The sequence below is a fragment of the Vibrio sp. 03_296 genome (genome assembly GCF_002265885.1).
This window is the reverse complement of sequence record NZ_NPKW01000127.1, coordinates 18,977-36,132: the sequence shown is the minus strand read 5'-3', so window position 1 is coordinate 36,132 and position 17,156 is coordinate 18,977. Positions and strand designations below refer to the sequence as shown.

At 47.7% G+C, this 17,156-nt stretch carries 13 protein-coding genes and 1 pseudogene; 10 read left to right on the top strand and 4 right to left on the bottom strand.

Annotation, left to right across the window (positions count from 1 at the left end; all coding sequences use genetic code 11):
* Window positions 1–188: pseudogene (locus CIK04_RS15655) on the bottom strand (IS5/IS1182 family transposase); the annotation flags it as partial.
* A 129-nt stretch (window positions 189–317) separates the two neighbouring features.
* Entirely contained in the window at window positions 318–503 is a 186-nt protein-coding gene (locus CIK04_RS15650; RefSeq protein WP_017789728.1) for a DUF2065 domain-containing protein, read from the bottom strand.
* 173 nt (window positions 504–676) lie between these two features.
* On the opposite strand from CIK04_RS15650, the gene CIK04_RS15645 reads away from it, so the two are divergent.
* Both CIK04_RS15645 and CIK04_RS15640 read left to right on the top strand, forming a co-directional pair.
* Window positions 677–1,993 (top strand): adenylosuccinate synthase, encoded by a 1,317-nt coding sequence (locus tag CIK04_RS15645; protein WP_097353455.1) that lies wholly within the window; start codon window positions 677–679, stop codon window positions 1,991–1,993.
* Window positions 1,994–2,226: 233 nt separating this feature from the next.
* Entirely contained in the window at window positions 2,227–2,862 is a 636-nt protein-coding gene (locus CIK04_RS15640) for a tetratricopeptide repeat protein (RefSeq protein ID WP_026130583.1), read from the top strand.
* Window positions 2,863–2,963: 101 nt separating this feature from the next.
* Here the strand turns inward: CIK04_RS15640 and hmpA are convergent, their stop codons facing one another.
* Entirely contained in the window at window positions 2,964–4,148 is a 1,185-nt protein-coding gene (gene hmpA / locus CIK04_RS15635; RefSeq protein ID WP_097353454.1) for an NO-inducible flavohemoprotein, read from the bottom strand.
* A 130-nt stretch (window positions 4,149–4,278) separates the two neighbouring features.
* On the opposite strand from hmpA, the gene nsrR reads away from it, so the two are divergent.
* On the top strand, window positions 4,279–4,704 hold the full coding sequence (gene nsrR, locus CIK04_RS15630; RefSeq protein WP_038939556.1) for a nitric oxide-sensing transcriptional repressor NsrR: 426 nt from the start codon (window positions 4,279–4,281) through the stop codon (window positions 4,702–4,704).
* Window positions 4,705–4,767: 63 nt separating this feature from the next.
* Here the strand turns inward: nsrR and CIK04_RS15625 are convergent, their stop codons facing one another.
* Window positions 4,768–6,174, bottom strand: a complete 1,407-nt coding sequence (locus CIK04_RS15625; protein ID WP_045589513.1) for an amidohydrolase — start codon at window positions 6,172–6,174, stop codon at window positions 4,768–4,770.
* Window positions 6,175–6,424: 250 nt separating this feature from the next.
* Here CIK04_RS15625 and rnr point away from each other — a divergent pair, with 250 nt between their 5' ends.
* The 7 genes from rnr (at window position 6,425) to CIK04_RS15590 (ending at window position 17,039) form a co-directional block, all read left to right on the top strand.
* Window positions 6,425–8,878 carry a ribonuclease R gene (rnr, locus tag CIK04_RS15620; RefSeq protein WP_097353453.1) on the top strand — a complete coding sequence of 818 codons (2,454 nt, stop codon included), beginning with the start codon at window positions 6,425–6,427 and terminating at the stop codon, window positions 8,876–8,878.
* 37 nt (window positions 8,879–8,915) lie between these two features.
* Window positions 8,916–9,659, top strand: a complete 744-nt coding sequence (gene rlmB / locus CIK04_RS15615) for a 23S rRNA (guanosine(2251)-2'-O)-methyltransferase RlmB (RefSeq protein ID WP_011079287.1) — start codon at window positions 8,916–8,918, stop codon at window positions 9,657–9,659.
* Between the two features lie 94 nt (window positions 9,660–9,753).
* Window positions 9,754–10,440 carry a phosphoglycolate phosphatase gene (locus tag CIK04_RS15610; RefSeq protein ID WP_097353452.1) on the top strand — a complete coding sequence of 229 codons (687 nt, stop codon included), beginning with the start codon at window positions 9,754–9,756 and terminating at the stop codon, window positions 10,438–10,440.
* A gap of 135 nt (window positions 10,441–10,575) precedes the next feature.
* Window positions 10,576–11,592 (top strand): tryptophan--tRNA ligase, encoded by a 1,017-nt coding sequence (trpS, locus tag CIK04_RS15605; protein ID WP_011151320.1) that lies wholly within the window; start codon window positions 10,576–10,578, stop codon window positions 11,590–11,592.
* 470 nt (window positions 11,593–12,062) lie between these two features.
* The gene (locus tag CIK04_RS15600) at window positions 12,063–13,154 is read left to right on the top strand and encodes a porin (RefSeq protein ID WP_039469915.1); all 1,092 of its coding nucleotides are present in this window, start codon (window positions 12,063–12,065) and stop codon (window positions 13,152–13,154) included.
* Window positions 13,155–13,177: 23 nt separating this feature from the next.
* Entirely contained in the window at window positions 13,178–16,318 is a 3,141-nt protein-coding gene (locus CIK04_RS15595) for an ExeM/NucH family extracellular endonuclease (protein ID WP_097353451.1), read from the top strand.
* 142 nt (window positions 16,319–16,460) lie between these two features.
* Complete coding sequence (locus tag CIK04_RS15590; RefSeq protein WP_039541996.1) at window positions 16,461–17,039, top strand: aminodeoxychorismate/anthranilate synthase component II; 579 nt, start codon at window positions 16,461–16,463, stop codon at window positions 17,037–17,039.
* The last annotated feature ends 117 nt before the right edge of the window (window positions 17,040–17,156 follow it).

The following is a 17,156-nucleotide window of genomic DNA, read 5'->3' as shown; positions in this document are numbered from 1 at the left end:
TTGAAGAGACGAACAGGGTCAACAGGTGGACGCCCATTATCTTTACAATAAAGATGAGCGACTTCATCACGAATGAATTCAAAGTCGATAGCATTATCGATTTTGCGCACTAAATGGTCTTTAGGAACTAACTGTTCCATCGTCACCATTTCCAGTTCGTATTGTTGCGGGGTGGGTTCTTGAAGCATATCGGAGTATCCATATTTCGATACCCCTATTAGATCAAAGGTCTAGCTCGAAAGCTAGACCTTTGTCAGCAGTCTGAGGCTCCATTGGAGCCTTTTTTCTTGTCTAAAACAGGTGTATTTAGGGGAAACTTAACTCATCATGTAAGCGATAACCGCACCAGCCACGACAAGACAACCTCCAATGCGGCGTAACTGATTATCGGGTTGCTCACTTAATTGTGCCACCATATTTCGCCACCCTCTCGGAGCCAGCAATGGCCCCAATCCTTCCACAATCAGTACCAGCCCAAGCGCCAACCAAAGTGAGTTCGACATTGCATAAATCCGCAGTGAAAATAAAGTGAAATATTATCAGTGATATGATGGTGGCAAAAGTGGCCGTGCTGAGGAATGACTGAAAGGAAGGGATCGCTGTGCACAAAAAATGACTGCAAGATGCCTAATTCGGTGCTAGAATCCTTTTTTAACTATCAATCAGACTTGGAAAGATGGCAAATAACGTAGTCGTTCTGGGCACCCAATGGGGTGACGAAGGTAAAGGTAAAATCGTTGACCTTTTGACTGAAGATGCAAAGTATGTGGTTCGCTACCAAGGCGGTCACAATGCTGGTCACACACTCGTAATCGACGGTGTTAAAACCGTACTTCACTTAATTCCATCAGGTATCCTACGTGATAACGTAAAATGTGTTATCGGTAACGGTGTAGTACTTTCACCTGAAGCGCTAATTAAAGAAATGAAACCTCTTGAGGAGCGCGGTATTCCAGTTCGCGAACGCCTATTCATTTCTGAAGCTTGTCCTCTCATTCTTCCTTACCATGTTGCTATGGACCAAGCTCGCGAAATTGCTCGCGGTAAAAAAGCTATCGGTACAACAGGCCGTGGTATTGGTCCTGCATACGAAGATAAAGTGGCTCGCCGCGGTCTACGTGTTGGCGACCTATTTGATATGGAAGCGTTTGCAGAAAAACTAAAAGAAGTAATGGAGTTCCATAACTTCCAACTAGTTAACTTCTACAAAGCAGAAGCAGTAAGCTATGAAGAAGTGCTTGAGCAAGCGAAAGGCTATGCAGAGCTACTGACTTCAATGGTTATCGACGTTACTGACGAACTAGACGCAGCACGCAAGCGCGACGACAAAATCATGTTCGAAGGTGCTCAGGGTACACTGCTAGACATCGACCACGGCACTTACCCATACGTAACCTCTTCTAACACAACCGCTGGTGGTGTTGCGGCAGGTTCTGGTTTTGGTCCTCGTTACCTTGGCTATATCCTAGGTATTGCAAAAGCTTACTGTACTCGCGTAGGTGCTGGTCCATTCCCAACTGAGCTTTACGATGGTCAAGAAAAGCAAGATCCAGTGGGTAAACACCTAGGTACTGTTGGTCACGAGTTTGGTGCAACAACGGGTCGTCTACGTCGTACTGGCTGGTTTGACGCTGTTGCAATGCGCCGCGCAATCCAAATCAACTCTGTATCAGGTTTCTGTCTAACCAAACTTGATGTTCTAGATGGTTTGAAAGAACTGAAAATCTGTACTGGTTACCAAATGGAAGATGGTTCTGTTCTCGAAGTTTCTCCAATGGCGGCAGAAGCGTTTGAGAAAGTGACGCCAATCTACGAAACCATGCCTGGTTGGTCTGAGAACACCTTTGGTGCCAAATCTCTAGAAGATCTACCACAAGCGGCGATCAACTACATCAAGCGTATTGAAGAGTTGACTGGCGTACCAGTAGACATCATTTCTACAGGTCCAGATCGCAACGAAACGATCGTTAAGGTTCATCCATTCGAATCTTAATCGCGATATACGTGACAACGAAACCGGCCTCTTGGCCGGTTTTTTGTATTCTCTAATGGGAGTCATTTTCCACTGCACTCAAGCTGGTGAAAAACTATACTAGCTATGGCAAGCTATTGCCGATAAGCGGCAATTTTTGTCTAAAGCTAAGCGGTCTTTTGCCGATAATGTTATCAAGCCTGTGATTTCAAAGAGACGCGTTGGCTGAGGATAAACATTAAAGAGTGATGAATATGAGATTACGAACAGTAGCTGCTTCGCTACTGTTGGTGTTGAGTGCTCCTTTTTCTAAAGCGAATGTCGCAGAAGTCGGAGCGCCCGTACCGATTTATACCGAAGCAGAGCTTATTAAGCTGATTGAGCAAAATAAGCACCTTGAACGTGTGCGCGCGGATAACTGCCAGCTGGTGGAAGATATCGTGGCGCGGGCAACGAGAATTAACCTACCAGCGTACGAGTTCCTCTATGGCGATATGCTGGCGTGGGGAGTTTGTGTGGAGCAAGATGTCGAACTCGGGCTCTACTACATGGAAAACTCAGCTCACCAAGGGTTACCGGCTGCATTAGAGCAGTTGGGGCGCTACTATTCACGTGGTACCTTAGTACAACAAGACAAAGAAAGAGCGATTCCCTACCTTCGCGAAGCGGCGGCCATGGGTAACCTGAATGCACGTATCCATCTTGCTGAACTGCTGCTGCGTGATTATGGCAGCCCTTTGGATTACGAAGATGCCTATCGCTGGCTCTACAACTCAGTCACTGCTGACCAACGTCAGCACCAACGAATTTCAATGCTGCGCCAAGGTTTAGAGCAGCGCATGCCAGAGAATATTATCGCCCGAGCAAAAAGGCGAGATACGTTCTGGTAATACCTTGTCATCACTCTCTCTTTGAATGCCAAAGCCCACCAACTCGGTGGGCTTTTGTGTCTTATGTGGTTGAGTTCACCGAACCTTGTCGTACTCTAGTACTAAACCACTTTGTGAGGGCCAAAACATTCGTAGTGGAACTGTTGTTCAGGCACTCCCATCTCAAGCAATTGTTTGGCGATGAACTGCATAAAGCCAACAGGGCCGCAGAAGTACACTTGCACATCAGCTTGTTTGAGGACGGTTTCAATCTCATGCAGGTTTACCCATCCACTGAATTGGAAATCGTCACCGATCTTATCGTCTGAGTTTGGTTGGTTGTACCAAACTAATGAATTGAAATGCGTATGCGCTTCAACCAATTGTTTGACGTGTTGTTTAAATGCGTGTTGTTGGCCATTTTCAGTTGCATGAATCCAAGTCACCGGCGCTTGATGCTCGGTTAGGCTTTCAAGCATAGAAAGTGTTGGCGTGAGGCCGACACCCGCAGAGATAAGCACGACTGGTGCCGTTGGCGCGGCATTAAGGAAAAAGTCACCGGCTGGCGCTGTGAGTTTGACTTTGTTGCCAACGTCGAGATGATCGTGCAGATAGCTCGAGACTCGGCCGCCTTCTTCACGTTTCACCGAAATGCGATAGCAATCAGGGCGTACAGAAGACGACAAGCTGTATTGGCGAATTTCTTGATTTTCAAACTGCTCATCGTTGATGTAAATTCCCAAGTATTGGCCTGGTTTGAAGCTAACGACAGCGCCACCATCGACGGGCTTAAAGACAAAGCTACAGATGTGCGCACTCTCGTATCGTTTTTCGATCAGTTCAAATTCACGTAAGCCACGCCAGCCGCCGGTCTGTGATTCGTTGTCTTGATAAATTTGCTCTTCTCGCTGAATGAAGACATTCGCCAGCACACCATAAGCTTCAGCCCAGGCGTCGAGCACGGCTTGCCCCGGAGCGAAAAGTTCATCGATGGTTGCCAACAAGTGACCACCGACAATTTGATATTGATCGGCAGTGATCAAAAAGCTGGAGTGCTTGTGAGCGATTTTTTCCACCGCACCTAAGAGTGCAGGTAGATTGTCTATGTTGCTGGCATAGGCGCAGATGGCGTTGAACAACGCTTCTCGTTGGTCACCATTGCGTTGGTTACTCATGTTAAAGATATCTTTGAGTTCAGGATTGTGCTCAAACATACGCTGGTAGAAATGGGCGGTCAGTTTTGGTCCTGTTTCTGCTAACAGAGGGGCGGTCGATTTGACAATGTTAATGGTGTTTTCGCTGAGCATAGCGGGCTTCCTATTAGGATGATTTGTCTAATTTTAAGTTGCATCTGTAATGCATGTTTAAAGTTGTATCTCAAATGTATCTTTCAATCAAGAAAAGTTTTAGACTTTCTTCACCATAGAGGAGCCCACCATGCAACTGACGAGCTTTACTGATTACGCCTTGCGCACCCTGATTTATCTCGCGTCGTTGCCGGATAATGAACAGACCAATATCACCGATGTGACCGAGCTATTTGGTGTTTCACGTAACCATATGGTCAAGGTGATCAACCGTTTGGGGCAGTTAAACTACATCCAAACCGTAAGAGGAAAAAATGGAGGTATTCGCTTGAATCGTCCGGCGAAGACGATTTTAGTTGGCGAGGTTGTGCGAGATTTGGAACCGTTGGATCTTGTCAATTGCTCGGTGGAGTTCTGCCACATCACGCCCGCATGCCGTTTGAAGGAGCGCTTATATCGTGCGAAGTTGGCATTTTTGGCGGAGTTGGATGACTGCTCGATCGCTGATCTGTTGGATGACAATGCAGAGCTCCTGATCTTGCTGCAAAAAGCTTAGCTTCCGTTGCCAGTATGCCCTATCCAAAGAGAGAGCATACTGTTGTTGCCAATGTCGGGGGAGTTAACGAATCTCTTCGCCAGAGTCGAGCACGGTTTTACGGACGATGTCAGTAAAGGCCAATGCTTCTTGGCGAATCTGTTCTTCATTCACCGTGTTGATTTGACGCTCTTGCATGATCAGCTTGCCATCAACAATGGCATGGCGCACATTGCCGCTGTTGGCTGAGTAAACCAAAGCAGAGTATGGGTTGTATACGGGCACCATGTTTGGCGCTTTGGTATCGATAACGATGATGTCTGCCAGTTTTCCGACTTCAAGAGAACCAATTTTATCTTCCATGTGCAGCGCTTTTGCTGCGCCCATGGTCGCCATATCGATCACTTTTAGTGGTGGCATGGCCGCACGATCGTGATTGACCAGTTTGTGGACTTTCGCCACTTGGTTGAACTCATCAATGGTGCTGAGCGTGTTGCCCGACATTGGACCATCGGTACCCAAACCAATACGCACGTTTTCGTCGTACATTTTGAGCGCTGGGGCGACGCCTTTGGCAGATTTAATGTTGGCACTCATGTTATGAGCCACGCCCATATCTGCTTGCTTCACTAACTCAATGTCTTTGTCGTCGACCAAAATCATGTGAGCGCCGACGAGGTTGGCATTCAATGCGCCGATTTGATGCATGTACTGCACCGGTGATAGACCGTTTGAGCGTTCAGCAATCTTTTCTTGCTCACGGGTGGATTCGGCTAAGTGAATCAAAACAGGTACGTTCTTTTCTAGCGAGAGCTTCGCAATTTTCTGTAGCGTTTCTGTGGTGTTAGTGTAGGGCGCGTGCGGTGCAAACGCTGGGGTAATTCTTGGGTGATCTTGGTATTGGTCGATAAAGTTCAGAGCGTATTGAATGCCTTCATCTGCGTTTTTTGCATCGGCGACAGGAAACTGAATCACACTCTGGCCAAGCACGGCACGCATACCAATTTGGTCGACCGTTTTCGCCACTTCGTCTTCGAAGTAATACATATCTGCGTAGGTCGTTACGCCGCCTTTGAGCATTTCAACGTTCCCCAAATTTGCGCCGATGCGAACCATATCGCGTGACACCAGTTTGGCTTCTAATGGGAAAATGTAGCGATGCAGGCGGTCTGGCACATCGTCACCTAACGAGCGAAATACCGTCATCGAAACATGCGTATGCGTGTTGATTAAGCCCGGCATCACGATGTCACCATCGACATCAAGCACTTGTTTTGCTTGATACTGCTTTGCCACATCCGCATCACCCACCGCGATGATTTTGTTCTCTTTTACCACTACAGTGCCGTTTTGATACACCACTTTGTCTTGGTTCATGGTGAGGATCATGGCATCGGTGATCATAAGATCTGCAGGTTGCGCGGCAGAACTCATGGATGAAAACAGGCTCATGCCTGCAATGGCAGCAGCAATTACGTTACGTTTCAGCATTCTATTTTCCTTGGAACAGGCATCGGTATAGTTTGCCGCGATAGTAAGAGATCCATGATGAATTGCAAACGTTTGCTCTTCGGTTTGCATACTTCTGTGATCTTGGCACGGAGATGTAAACGAATCAGAAGAATGATGAAAAACTATGAAAAATAAGTGTTAATTTGCTGAAACTGCGACGCGTGGCTGTAGCTTATGAGCAGAGTCAGATATACTACAACCATACCTTCCTTGCTAAATAGGCGTGCCTATGTCAGACGTTATTCAAAACGATCCTTTTGCTGATCGTGAATCAGAAAATTACGAAAATCCCATTCCAAGTCGTGAGTTTATTTTAGAGTTTCTCGAACAAGCTGGCGTACCGATGAATCGCAATGATTTGTTCGAAGCACTGCAGTTAAAAGACGAAGATCAATATGAAGGGCTAAGACGCCGTTTGCGTGCAATGGAGCGCGATGGGCAGCTCGTCTTTACTCGTCGTCAATGCTATGCCTTACCTGAAAAATTGGAAATGATTAAAGGGTACGTGATTGGTCACAAAGACGGCCACGGTTGGGTAAGACCAGAAGGCAGCGTTAGCAAAGACGATGACATTCTGCTGCCTCATCATCAGATGAAGACCTTGATTCATGGCGATTTCGTTTTGGTGCAACCGACGGACAACAGCAAGCGCGGCCGCAGGGAAGGACGTTTAGTGCGAGTGTTGGAAGAGCGCAAAGCACAAATCGTTGGGCGTTTTTTCCTTGAGTACGGCTATTCCTATGTCGTGGCCGACGACTCACGCATCAGCCACGATATCCTGATCCCAAATGAACACAAAGCGGGGGCTCGTATGGGCAACGTGGTGGTGATTGAAATCACTGACCGTGGTGCTCGCTCACGCAGCATGATGGGTAAAGTCGTGGAAGTACTGGGCGAAAATATGGCGCCGGGCATGGAAACGCAAATTGCCATTCGTACACACCAAATCCCTCATGAGTGGCCAGAAGAAGTCGATAAGCAGATCGCGAACTTAGGCGAAGAAGTGCCTGAAGAAGCGAAGGTTGGTCGCGTGGACTTACGTCAACTGCCGCTGGTCACCATCGATGGCGAGGACGCTCGTGACTTTGACGATGCGGTCTATTGTGAGAAGAAAAAAGGCGGCGGCTGGCGCTTATGGGTGGCGATTGCGGATGTGAGCTACTACGTTCGCCCTGACTCGGCGCTCGACAAAGAAGCGATCAACCGCGGTAACTCGGTTTACTTCCCATCTCAAGTCGTTCCTATGTTGCCAGAAGTGCTGTCCAATGGCCTCTGTTCGTTGAATCCTCAAGTGGATCGCTTGTGTATGGTGTGCGAAATGACCATTTCAGATAGCGGTAAGCTGTCAGGTTACAAGCACTATGAAGCGGTGATGAATTCCCACGCCCGCTTAACTTACACCAAAGTCAGCCAAATTCTGGAAGGGGATGAAGAGCTGCGTGATCGTTATGCGCCATTGGTGCCGCACCTTGAAGAGTTGCATGCGATGTACAAGGTGCTAAAAGAAGCGCGTGATCAGCGTGGGGCGATTGAATTTGAAACGGTGGAAACCAAGTTCATCTTTAACGCTGAGCGTAAGATTGACCGCATTGAGCCTGTGATTCGCAATGATGCCCACAAGATCATCGAAGAATGTATGATCATGGCCAACATTGCCTCTGCCTCGCTGGTGGAAAAAGCCAAAGAGCCTGCGCTCTATCGTATTCACGAATCGCCAGGGGAGCTTCGTTTGCAAGGTTTCCGTGATTTCTTGGGTGAATTAGGTTTAGATCTGAAAGGGGGCTTGGAGCCATCACCGACAGATTATGCGGATTTGGTGAAGCAAATTGGTGAACGTGCCGATAAAGAGCTGATCCAGACTATGTTACTGCGCTCAATGAAGCAAGCGGTGTACAACGCAGATAACGCTGGTCACTTTGGTTTGGCGTTGCAGCGCTACGCGCATTTCACCTCGCCCATTCGTCGTTATCCGGATTTGCTGTTGCATCGAGCAATTAAATACCTGATCGCCAAAGAGAAAGGTCAGAATCAAGACCGCTGGACCCCAACGGGTGGCTTCCATTATTCATTCGATGACATGGATTTCTATGGCGAGCAGTGTTCAATGACCGAGCGCCGCGCCGATGACGCCACACGCGATGTTGCCGATTGGCTCAAATGTGAATACATGCAAGATCATGTGGGTGATGAACTCGATGGGGTGATTGCCAATGTCACCAGTTTTGGTTTCTTTGTTCGTCTGACGGAATTGCACATCGATGGTTTGGTGCACATTTCGACGCTGGCCAATGACTACTATCAATTTGATCCGATTGGTCAACGACTTATCGGTGAAAGCTTTGGTCACATTTACCGTTTAGGCGACGCCGTCAAAGTGAAAGTGCTGGCGGTGAACTTAAATGATAAGCAAATTGACTTTGAATTGGTGGGAACAAGCCGTAAGCTACGCGGCGAAGGCAAAACCGCGAAGAAGCGCGTCGCGGAAGCAAAAGAGAAAGCCAAAGCGAAGAAAAAAGGTGTCGCTCGAGCATCGAAAGCGCCAATGCGTCACGAACCTGTCGTCGAACCGACCAAACGTCCGGAAGAGAAAGACGGCAAGAAAAAGAAAGTGAAAAAAGCGCAGAAGAAAAAACCACACAGTAAACCGAAGAAAGCCAAGCGCAGCCAAAACGCAGCGGAGTAAGCGGTCTGGTATCTTCTACGAGTAAACAGGTTAACCCATGAGTAATGAATTTATTTACGGCATCCATGCTGTAAGAGCCGTTCTGGACAAAGAGCCAGAGCGTTTTATTGAAGCCTATGTGCTAAAAGGGCGTCAGGATGACAGACTGATGCCGATCCTCAATGAACTGCAAATGGTGGGCGTGTCACTGCAACAGATGACACGCAAAACCCTAGATGACAAAGCGCACGGCGCAAACCATCAGGGCATCATTGCACGGGTAAAACCGGCTAAGCAGCTGAATGAGAACGATCTGGATGACATCTTGGCCAAGCATGCTTCGCCACTGTTGCTGATTCTGGATGGTGTAACCGACCCACACAACCTTGGCGCATGTCTGCGTAATGCCGATGCCGCGGGTGTGGCGGCGGTGATTGTACCGAAAGACAAGTCAGCACCGATGACCGCGACCGTCAGTAAAGTGGCGTGTGGCGCAGCAGAAACGGTGCCTTTGGTGCGCGTGACCAACTTGGCGCGCACCATGCGTCATCTGCAAGAGCAAGGTATTTGGATTGTGGGTACGGCGGGTGAAGCAACGCACGATATCTATCAAGCGAAGCTGACGGGCTCTTTGGCCATAGTGATGGGCGCAGAAGGGGATGGCATGCGCCGTTTAACCCGTGAAACCTGTGATGACCTGATCAAAATCCCAATGGCAGGAGCGGTTTCTAGCCTTAATGTTTCCGTGGCCTCAGGCATCTGTTTGTTTGAAGCGGTGCGTCAGAGACTGGCATCACAATAACCACTTCGGTATAGTGAGCGGATGAAATTGAACACAAGGATGGCAATGACCATCCTTTGTTTTTAGTGAGCCAAGTTTAGTGAGCCAAGTAGTGATGACTCAACAAGAGATAAAATTAATCGCCTTCGACCTTGATGGCACCTTGTTAGACAGTGTGCCAGATTTGGCCGTAGCGGCGGATCAAGCAACACGTGCGGTCGGCTTTCCGGGGGTAACCGAGCTGCAAGTTCGCGATTACGTCGGTAATGGCGCCGATATCCTGATTGGTCGTGCTCTGAGCCAAAGCTTAACCATCAACCCAGAGTTGAGTGATGAGTTGAGAACTGAGGTGCGTGAGCTGTTTGATGATTTCTATCAGCAAACTGGCCATAAGCTTAGCCACCTCTATCCAACGGTGAAAGAAACGCTGAAAGCGCTGCACCAAGCGGGCTTCACCTTAGCGTTGGTGACCAACAAACCCAGCAAGTTTGTACCGGATGTGTTGCAGCAGCACGGCATTGCCGACTACTTTGTCGATGTGCTTGGTGGTGATTCATTCCCAGAGAAGAAACCCAACCCAATCGCACTCAATTGGCTAATGGAAAAACACCAGATTCAGCCAACCGAGATGTTGATGGTGGGCGACTCTAAGAACGATATTCTGGCAGCCAAAAACGCGGGTTGTGCCTCGTTTGGTTTAACCTATGGCTACAACCATGGCGAACCCATTTCCGCCTCTAAGCCGGATTTCGTTGCCGATAGCTTAGCGCAATTGCTTGATGTGGTGCTCGTTTCTGCTTGAAGTGCGATTCGTCTCCGCTCAATGCGGTGAAAACCACTAGAAAAATACTCGCTAATGAGTACACTGAGAAAACCGTGCGCTGAGTCTGCACGGTTTTTCATTTATTTAGATTAAGAAGTCAAAGGAATCATCCCCATGAGCAAACCCATCGTATTGAGTGGTGTTCAACCGTCAGGTGAACTAAGTATCGGTAACTACTTGGGTGCTCTACGTCAATGGCAACAGATGCAAGACGACTATGATTGCCAATACTGTGTGGTAGATCTTCATGCGATTACGGTTCGTCAAGATCCAAAAGCGCTGCATGAAGCGACCCTCGATGCATTGGCCATTTGTCTCGCAGTTGGTGTTGATCCGAAGAAGAGCACGCTATTTGTTCAGTCACATGTACCAGAGCATGCTCAACTTGGTTGGCTTCTTAACTGTTATACCCAAATGGGTGAATTGAGCCGTATGACTCAGTTCAAAGACAAATCAGCCCGTTACGCCAACGATGTTAACGTTGGTTTGTTTGGTTACCCAGTGTTGATGGCGGCAGACATCCTCCTTTACGGTGCACACCAAGTACCCGTGGGCAGCGATCAGAAGCAGCACTTGGAACTGGCACGCGATATCGCGACCCGTTTCAACAACATCTATTCGCCAGAAAACCCAATTTTTACCATTCCTGAGCCGTACATTCCAACGGTTAACGCTCGTGTTATGAGCCTACAGGATGCGACGAAAAAGATGTCGAAATCGGATGATAACCGTAAGAACGTCATCACTCTGCTTGAAGACCCGAAATCGATCATCAAAAAGATCAACAAAGCGCAAACTGATACCGAAACTCCGCCACGCATTGCGCACGATTGGGATAATAAAGCGGGCATTTCCAACCTGATGGGACTGTACTCTGCGGCGACGGGCATGAGCTTTGAAGAGATTGAAGCCAAGTACCAAGGCGTAGAAATGTATGGTCCATTCAAGAAGGATGTCGGTGAAGCATTGGTGGCGATGCTCGAGCCGATTCAAGCGGAATATCACCGTATTCGTGAAGACCGTGGCTACATGAACGAAGTGATGCGCCAAGGGGCAGACAAAGCTTCAGCACGCGCAGCGGAAACGCTAAAGAAAGTATACGAAGTGGTTGGCTTTGTTGGTCGCCCTTAATTCGGACATATTTTTTGACTATTTTAAGGTCGCCATTAGGCGACCTTTTTTATTATTATAAATTCACTAATTTATATATTGCTAATATAAGTTGTGTTTCATATCACATCTCAATAGTTGCAACTGAGTTCTAGCTCTAATTTATTTAAATTTATTTCATATTATTTATATTGATTCTTTTATCTGTTGAAAATATAAATCAGCCCATATTAATAGTTTTATAATTGTGAAACATTTCGCATTTAGACTGCATCTCACTTTTCTTTTTTCACCAAATAGAGACATTACTCTAGTTTATTAATGTACTGGTTAAACCCCAACCGTTGTCGCCTTCAGATAAGGTGACTGGCTTTGTGCGCCCAAAATTTGACCGATATCTATTTCGTTGGCCAATCACTGAAATAACAGAGCCCTGTTTAACCGATACAAACAAATTCCCAAATTGGATATCGAGATACAAGGAAATAGCAATGTTGAAACGAAATGCAGTGGCAATGGCGATCTCCTCGCTATTGATGGCGTCCGCAGCGCAAGCCGCCACCATCTACGAAAATGAGAATGGAGACTATCTCAAGCTGTATGGTGAGGTGGGTGTGGGTGGCCACATTGGTGCGAACTTTGAGTATGGTGAGTTTTACACCGACGAGAAAAGCTACATTGATGACTCGTTCGCAACCATGGGTGTGCGTGGCAAGAATGGCCGAATGCACTATCGCTTAGAGTTGGATTATGAGCGCGAAAACTGGCAATACGGATCGGGTGATTTAGTCCTGAGCATCGATAAATTGTTCCTCGGCTATGACTTGCTGGAAAGCAACGATTTCAACCAATACATCGAAGTGGGCTTAACCGATACCGCCTTTGACGACTACGACAAATGGGGTGACTTCACGTTTGATACCACGGTAGAAACTGGTGAAGCGGGTGACCAAGACGTGACCATTAAATACGAAGGTCGTTTCTTCTCGGACATCAAAGTGGGTGCGTCTTACACCTACGGTGGTAAATCGTCATCGGGCTCTGAGCTAGGCGATATCGTTAATGGTTACTTGGGTTACTTTGGTGAGCGCTTCTCTGCGGTGGTTGGTCTAGAAGGCCGTGGTGGCTCTGATGGTAAGTCGAAATACGGTGAACAGCAGCTGCTTGGTTTTGGTGCGCGCTTTGCGGTAACAGAGGCGATCCATTTAGGCTTTAACGCCTTCCTTGAGAAAGAAGACATTGCTCAAGATAAAACCTTGGTCTCAACCGATCCGACAACAGGTGAGAAAAGCTACGTTTACAACAATTTCCAAACGGAAGAAAACAAAGGTGCGCTTGTGTCGGCTAAGTACATCTTTACCCCTCAGTGGGAGTTCACCGCATCGTACAACTTCGAACAGTACGAGAAGTGGGATAACACCAGCGATGTTTGGGATGGTAAAGACAACAGCTGGGGTAAAGAGCGAGTTTGGGGCACCTTGGGTGTGAACTACAAACCAACCAAGTCAACCGTGATTGCATTGGAAATGAACACGGGTGAAGCGGCACAAGATGCGTATGCATACGCACGTGTGTACTTCTAATCGGTCAGAGAGGATTTAGGGAAATGAACAAAAAAATGACTTTGCTTGCTGGTGCGATTAGTAGCGTGTTAAGTGGCGCAGCGCTGGCAGATATTAATGACATCATCATCACTGAGTATGTTGAAGGTTCAGCGAGTAACAAAGCGGTAGAAATCAGTAATATTGGTACAAGCAATCACACTTTTGATGGCACGCTATCACTGTATTATTCGTCTTATAAAAATGTTATCAAGAATTCAAAAGGTCAGAATGTACTTGAAGGCATCACTTTAGCACCAGGAAAAAGTATCGTGGTTGTTAATGGTGATTCAAGTACAGAGCTTCGCCAGTACGTAGAGCGCCTCGGTGGTAAGGATGCTCTTGTTGTCGCTGGTACTTACGATCAAGTTCAGCATTCAGCAATGAATTTTAATGGTGATGATGCGGTTTGGCTAGGTGTTGGCTCCGATGCTTCTGGCGTTAAAGATATTTTTGGTAACTATGGGCATAGTGGCGACAAGATCTGGGCTGATCAAACCATGCGCCGTAAGTCAGGATCTAAACCATCTACGACTTACCAAGAGGCGGAGTGGGAGAAACTGAGTATCAATGCCTTTGGTGGTTTAGGGCATCCAACGGATGTGAACGATGAGCCACTTCCTCCTCCTCCAGCAAATCTTCCTTGTACTGATGCTGAGGGCACAGTTAGCTACAAAACCATCGGCGAAGTGCAAGGCGAAGCTTACTCCTCTCCTTTGATTGAATCGGGCTATACCTCAAAAGAGGAATATCTTGTCACGGGTGTGGTCAGTGCTGTGGCCACTTCGTTGGTTAAAGGTTTTTATCTGTACGATGACAACGCCGATGGCAACGTGAAAACATCGGACGGTATTTTTGTGAAAACATCGGGCGCGGTGAGTAAAGATATGATCGGCCAGCAGATTTGTGTGCGCGCTAAGGTCAATGAAGACTACGGTATGACCACGCTGCTGCCAACAGGCAATATCTGGGAAGTTAAAAACAGCACACCAGTTGAAGTGACACCGGTAAAACTGGAGCGTATCGATAGCGATGATGAAACATTCCGTTCAACGTTAGAGCGTCTTGAAGCGATGCCTGTTGTGCTGGTGGAAGATATGGATGCTGCTGAAGGCAACCAGGATATGCGTGTATCACGTACGTTCAGCTTTGACTACAGCGCGAAGCGCAACAATATGGTCATCGCTTATAAGCGTCCAAACCCGCAACCAAACCAAGACCATGTCGCGGGCAGTGATGCAGCGAAGGCGCAAACCGCGCAAAACAAAGATTACCGAATTGTGGTGGAATCGGATGAAAAACCAGCTGATGGTAAAATCCCTTACTACCCAGAGTTTGCAAGCGACCCACACAACAACTACATCCGTATTAACGATTCCGTTGTAGGCATGACTGGGGTACTTCACTACTCTTACAATGAGTTCCGTTTGATCCCAACGGCGAATGTGACGAAAGCGAATTTCGTTCACAACACACCACGCACATCGTCGCCAGTGATTAAAGAGTCGTACGGGGATGATGGCTTTACTATCAAAGTCGCGACGCAAAACGTGTTGAACTACTTCAACTCGCCATACGGTGGCCATGACAACCAGTTTGGTGACAACCGAGGTGCAGAGTCTCAGCAAGAGTTTGAGCGCCAACAAGCGAAAATCGTTGAAGCGATCTACGGCTTGGATGCGGACATCGTTGGCTTGATGGAAGTGGAAAACAACGGCTTTGGTGATTTCTCTGCGATTCGTGAACTGCTTGAAGCGATCAACGCGAAGTACTACAAAGAAAACTACAAAGATCGTTTTGCGCGTGAGTCGATCCACAACCGTTACGTCTTTGTCGGTTTCGATAAAAACGGCGACCAAGTGCTGGATCAATTTGACACGGTTGGATCGGATGCGATCACCACGGGCATCATTTACCGCCCATCGAAAGTGTCAGTGATCGCCGGTAAAGTGATCCCAATGCCTTGGCAGGACGCACCAATGATCGTCGATGCAGACGGCAAACCAGTAGTAGATGGCAAAGGTGAGTTGGCTGAAAGCGGTAAAAACTATCAGCGTAACACCGTTGCCGCGACCTTCCGCGTGCTCAATACAGGTAAACAGCTAACCGTTTCAGTGAACCACTTGAAATCAAAAGGCTCAACCTGTTGGGATGATTACGTTGGTACCAAAGCGGTCGATGATGATGCGCAAGGCTCGTGTGAAAACTTCCGTGTTGCTTCGACTTACCATCTAGGACAGGAAATGGCGAAGATTGGTGGTGACCAGATCGTTCTCGGCGACATGAACTCTTACGCACATGAAGATCCAATGTTGGTGCTAACGAGTAACCCGACGAAAAAAGCACTAAAAGCGGCGGATTACATCAAAGTGGGTAACAAGTGGCAGTTCAACGGTGAACAAGGTCCTGTGATTACTCAAACTTTTGGTTTTATCAATGCCGTTGACTACAAGACGCCAGCAGGTGAGACCTCTTGGAGCTACTCTTACAATGACGAAGTGGGCTCATTGGATCACCTGTTGATCACCTCATCGTTGAAATCACGTCTTGTGGACGCCGTCGATTGGCACATCAATGCGCCAGAATCAACGCTGTTTGACTATTCGAACAAGTACAAAGGCGGTGATTCGAATGAAGCGAACCCATTCTACAAAGATGATGCGTTCCGCTCTTCAGACCACGATTCAGCGCTTGTGACCATTGGTTATAAGTACGGTGAAGCGGGTGAAAGCCAAGTGGTGATTGGTACTAAGAGTGATCGCGCTGACGTTTACTTCCCTGTATCAGAAAGCGTGAAGCAAGGCGATGTGGCGGTGCTCACTATTTCGCCAGCGCCACAAGGTGTGGTTCCTCTGCGTGAAACCGTCGGTAAAGATGGTGCTCAGACACTACGCTTCGATGTGGCTGGTTTGCCAAAAGGCGAATACACCATGACTATGCGTGTGCTTCGCTCAGCAGCAACTCGCGCATCGGCAGAGGAAACGGTGGTAGAAAGCAAATCGATGACTGTCACTGTTGCGAAGCGTGATTCAAGCAACGTCAAACCAGTTGTACCTGCCTATGATGGTTCTGGTGGTGCATTCGGCTTCGGTGCGCTGCTATCACTGTTCGGTTTTGGCTTCTTACGTCGCCGCCGTTCGCTATAAGCATAAAGTGTAAACCCTTAAGGCCAGCAATTTGCTGGCCTTATTTTTGTTCTATCGGTCAAAAGGCTTGCCTTTCGCGACTGGTGCTGCAAAATACCGCCCTTATCTGTCCGTTCATCTTTGAGTGAGTTGTTGTTTTCCAATGCTATTGATCATCGATAATTACGATTCGTTTACTTACAACCTTTACCAGTACTTTTGTGAACTGGGCGCACAGGTGCAAGTGGTACGTAATGATGAGATTGATCTGGCGGGTATCGCACAACTGAACCCCACACATCTGGTGATCTCTCCTGGGCCTTGTACGCCAAACGAAGCGGGGATTTCGCTGGCTGCGATTGAACACTTTGCCGGTAAACTGCCAATACTGGGGGTATGCTTAGGCCACCAAGCGATCGCGCAAGTATTTGGCGCGAAAGTGGTACGAGCCAGACAAGTGATGCACGGAAAAACCTCGCCCATTACGCATAATGGCCAAAGTGTCTTCAAAGGGTTAAATAATCCGCTGACCGTGACGCGTTACCACTCACTCGTGGTGGAGAATGGCTCGCTACCGGAGTGTTTTGAGCTCACCGCATGGACAACCCATGCCGATGGCAGCATGGACGAAATCATGGGGTATCAGCACAAAACACTGGCGATTGATGCGGTTCAATTCCACCCAGAGTCGATAAAAACTGAGCAAGGGCATCAGTTGCTGGCGAACTTTCTCGCGCGCTAATCCTGATCGCGATCACCTTTCTTAACATTTTCTTCATCTTTTTTTGCTTTTGCGATGAGTGAAAAACTATTCGCACCGTTCTGTATTCTGTTTTCATTTTTCTTACCACATCAGCAA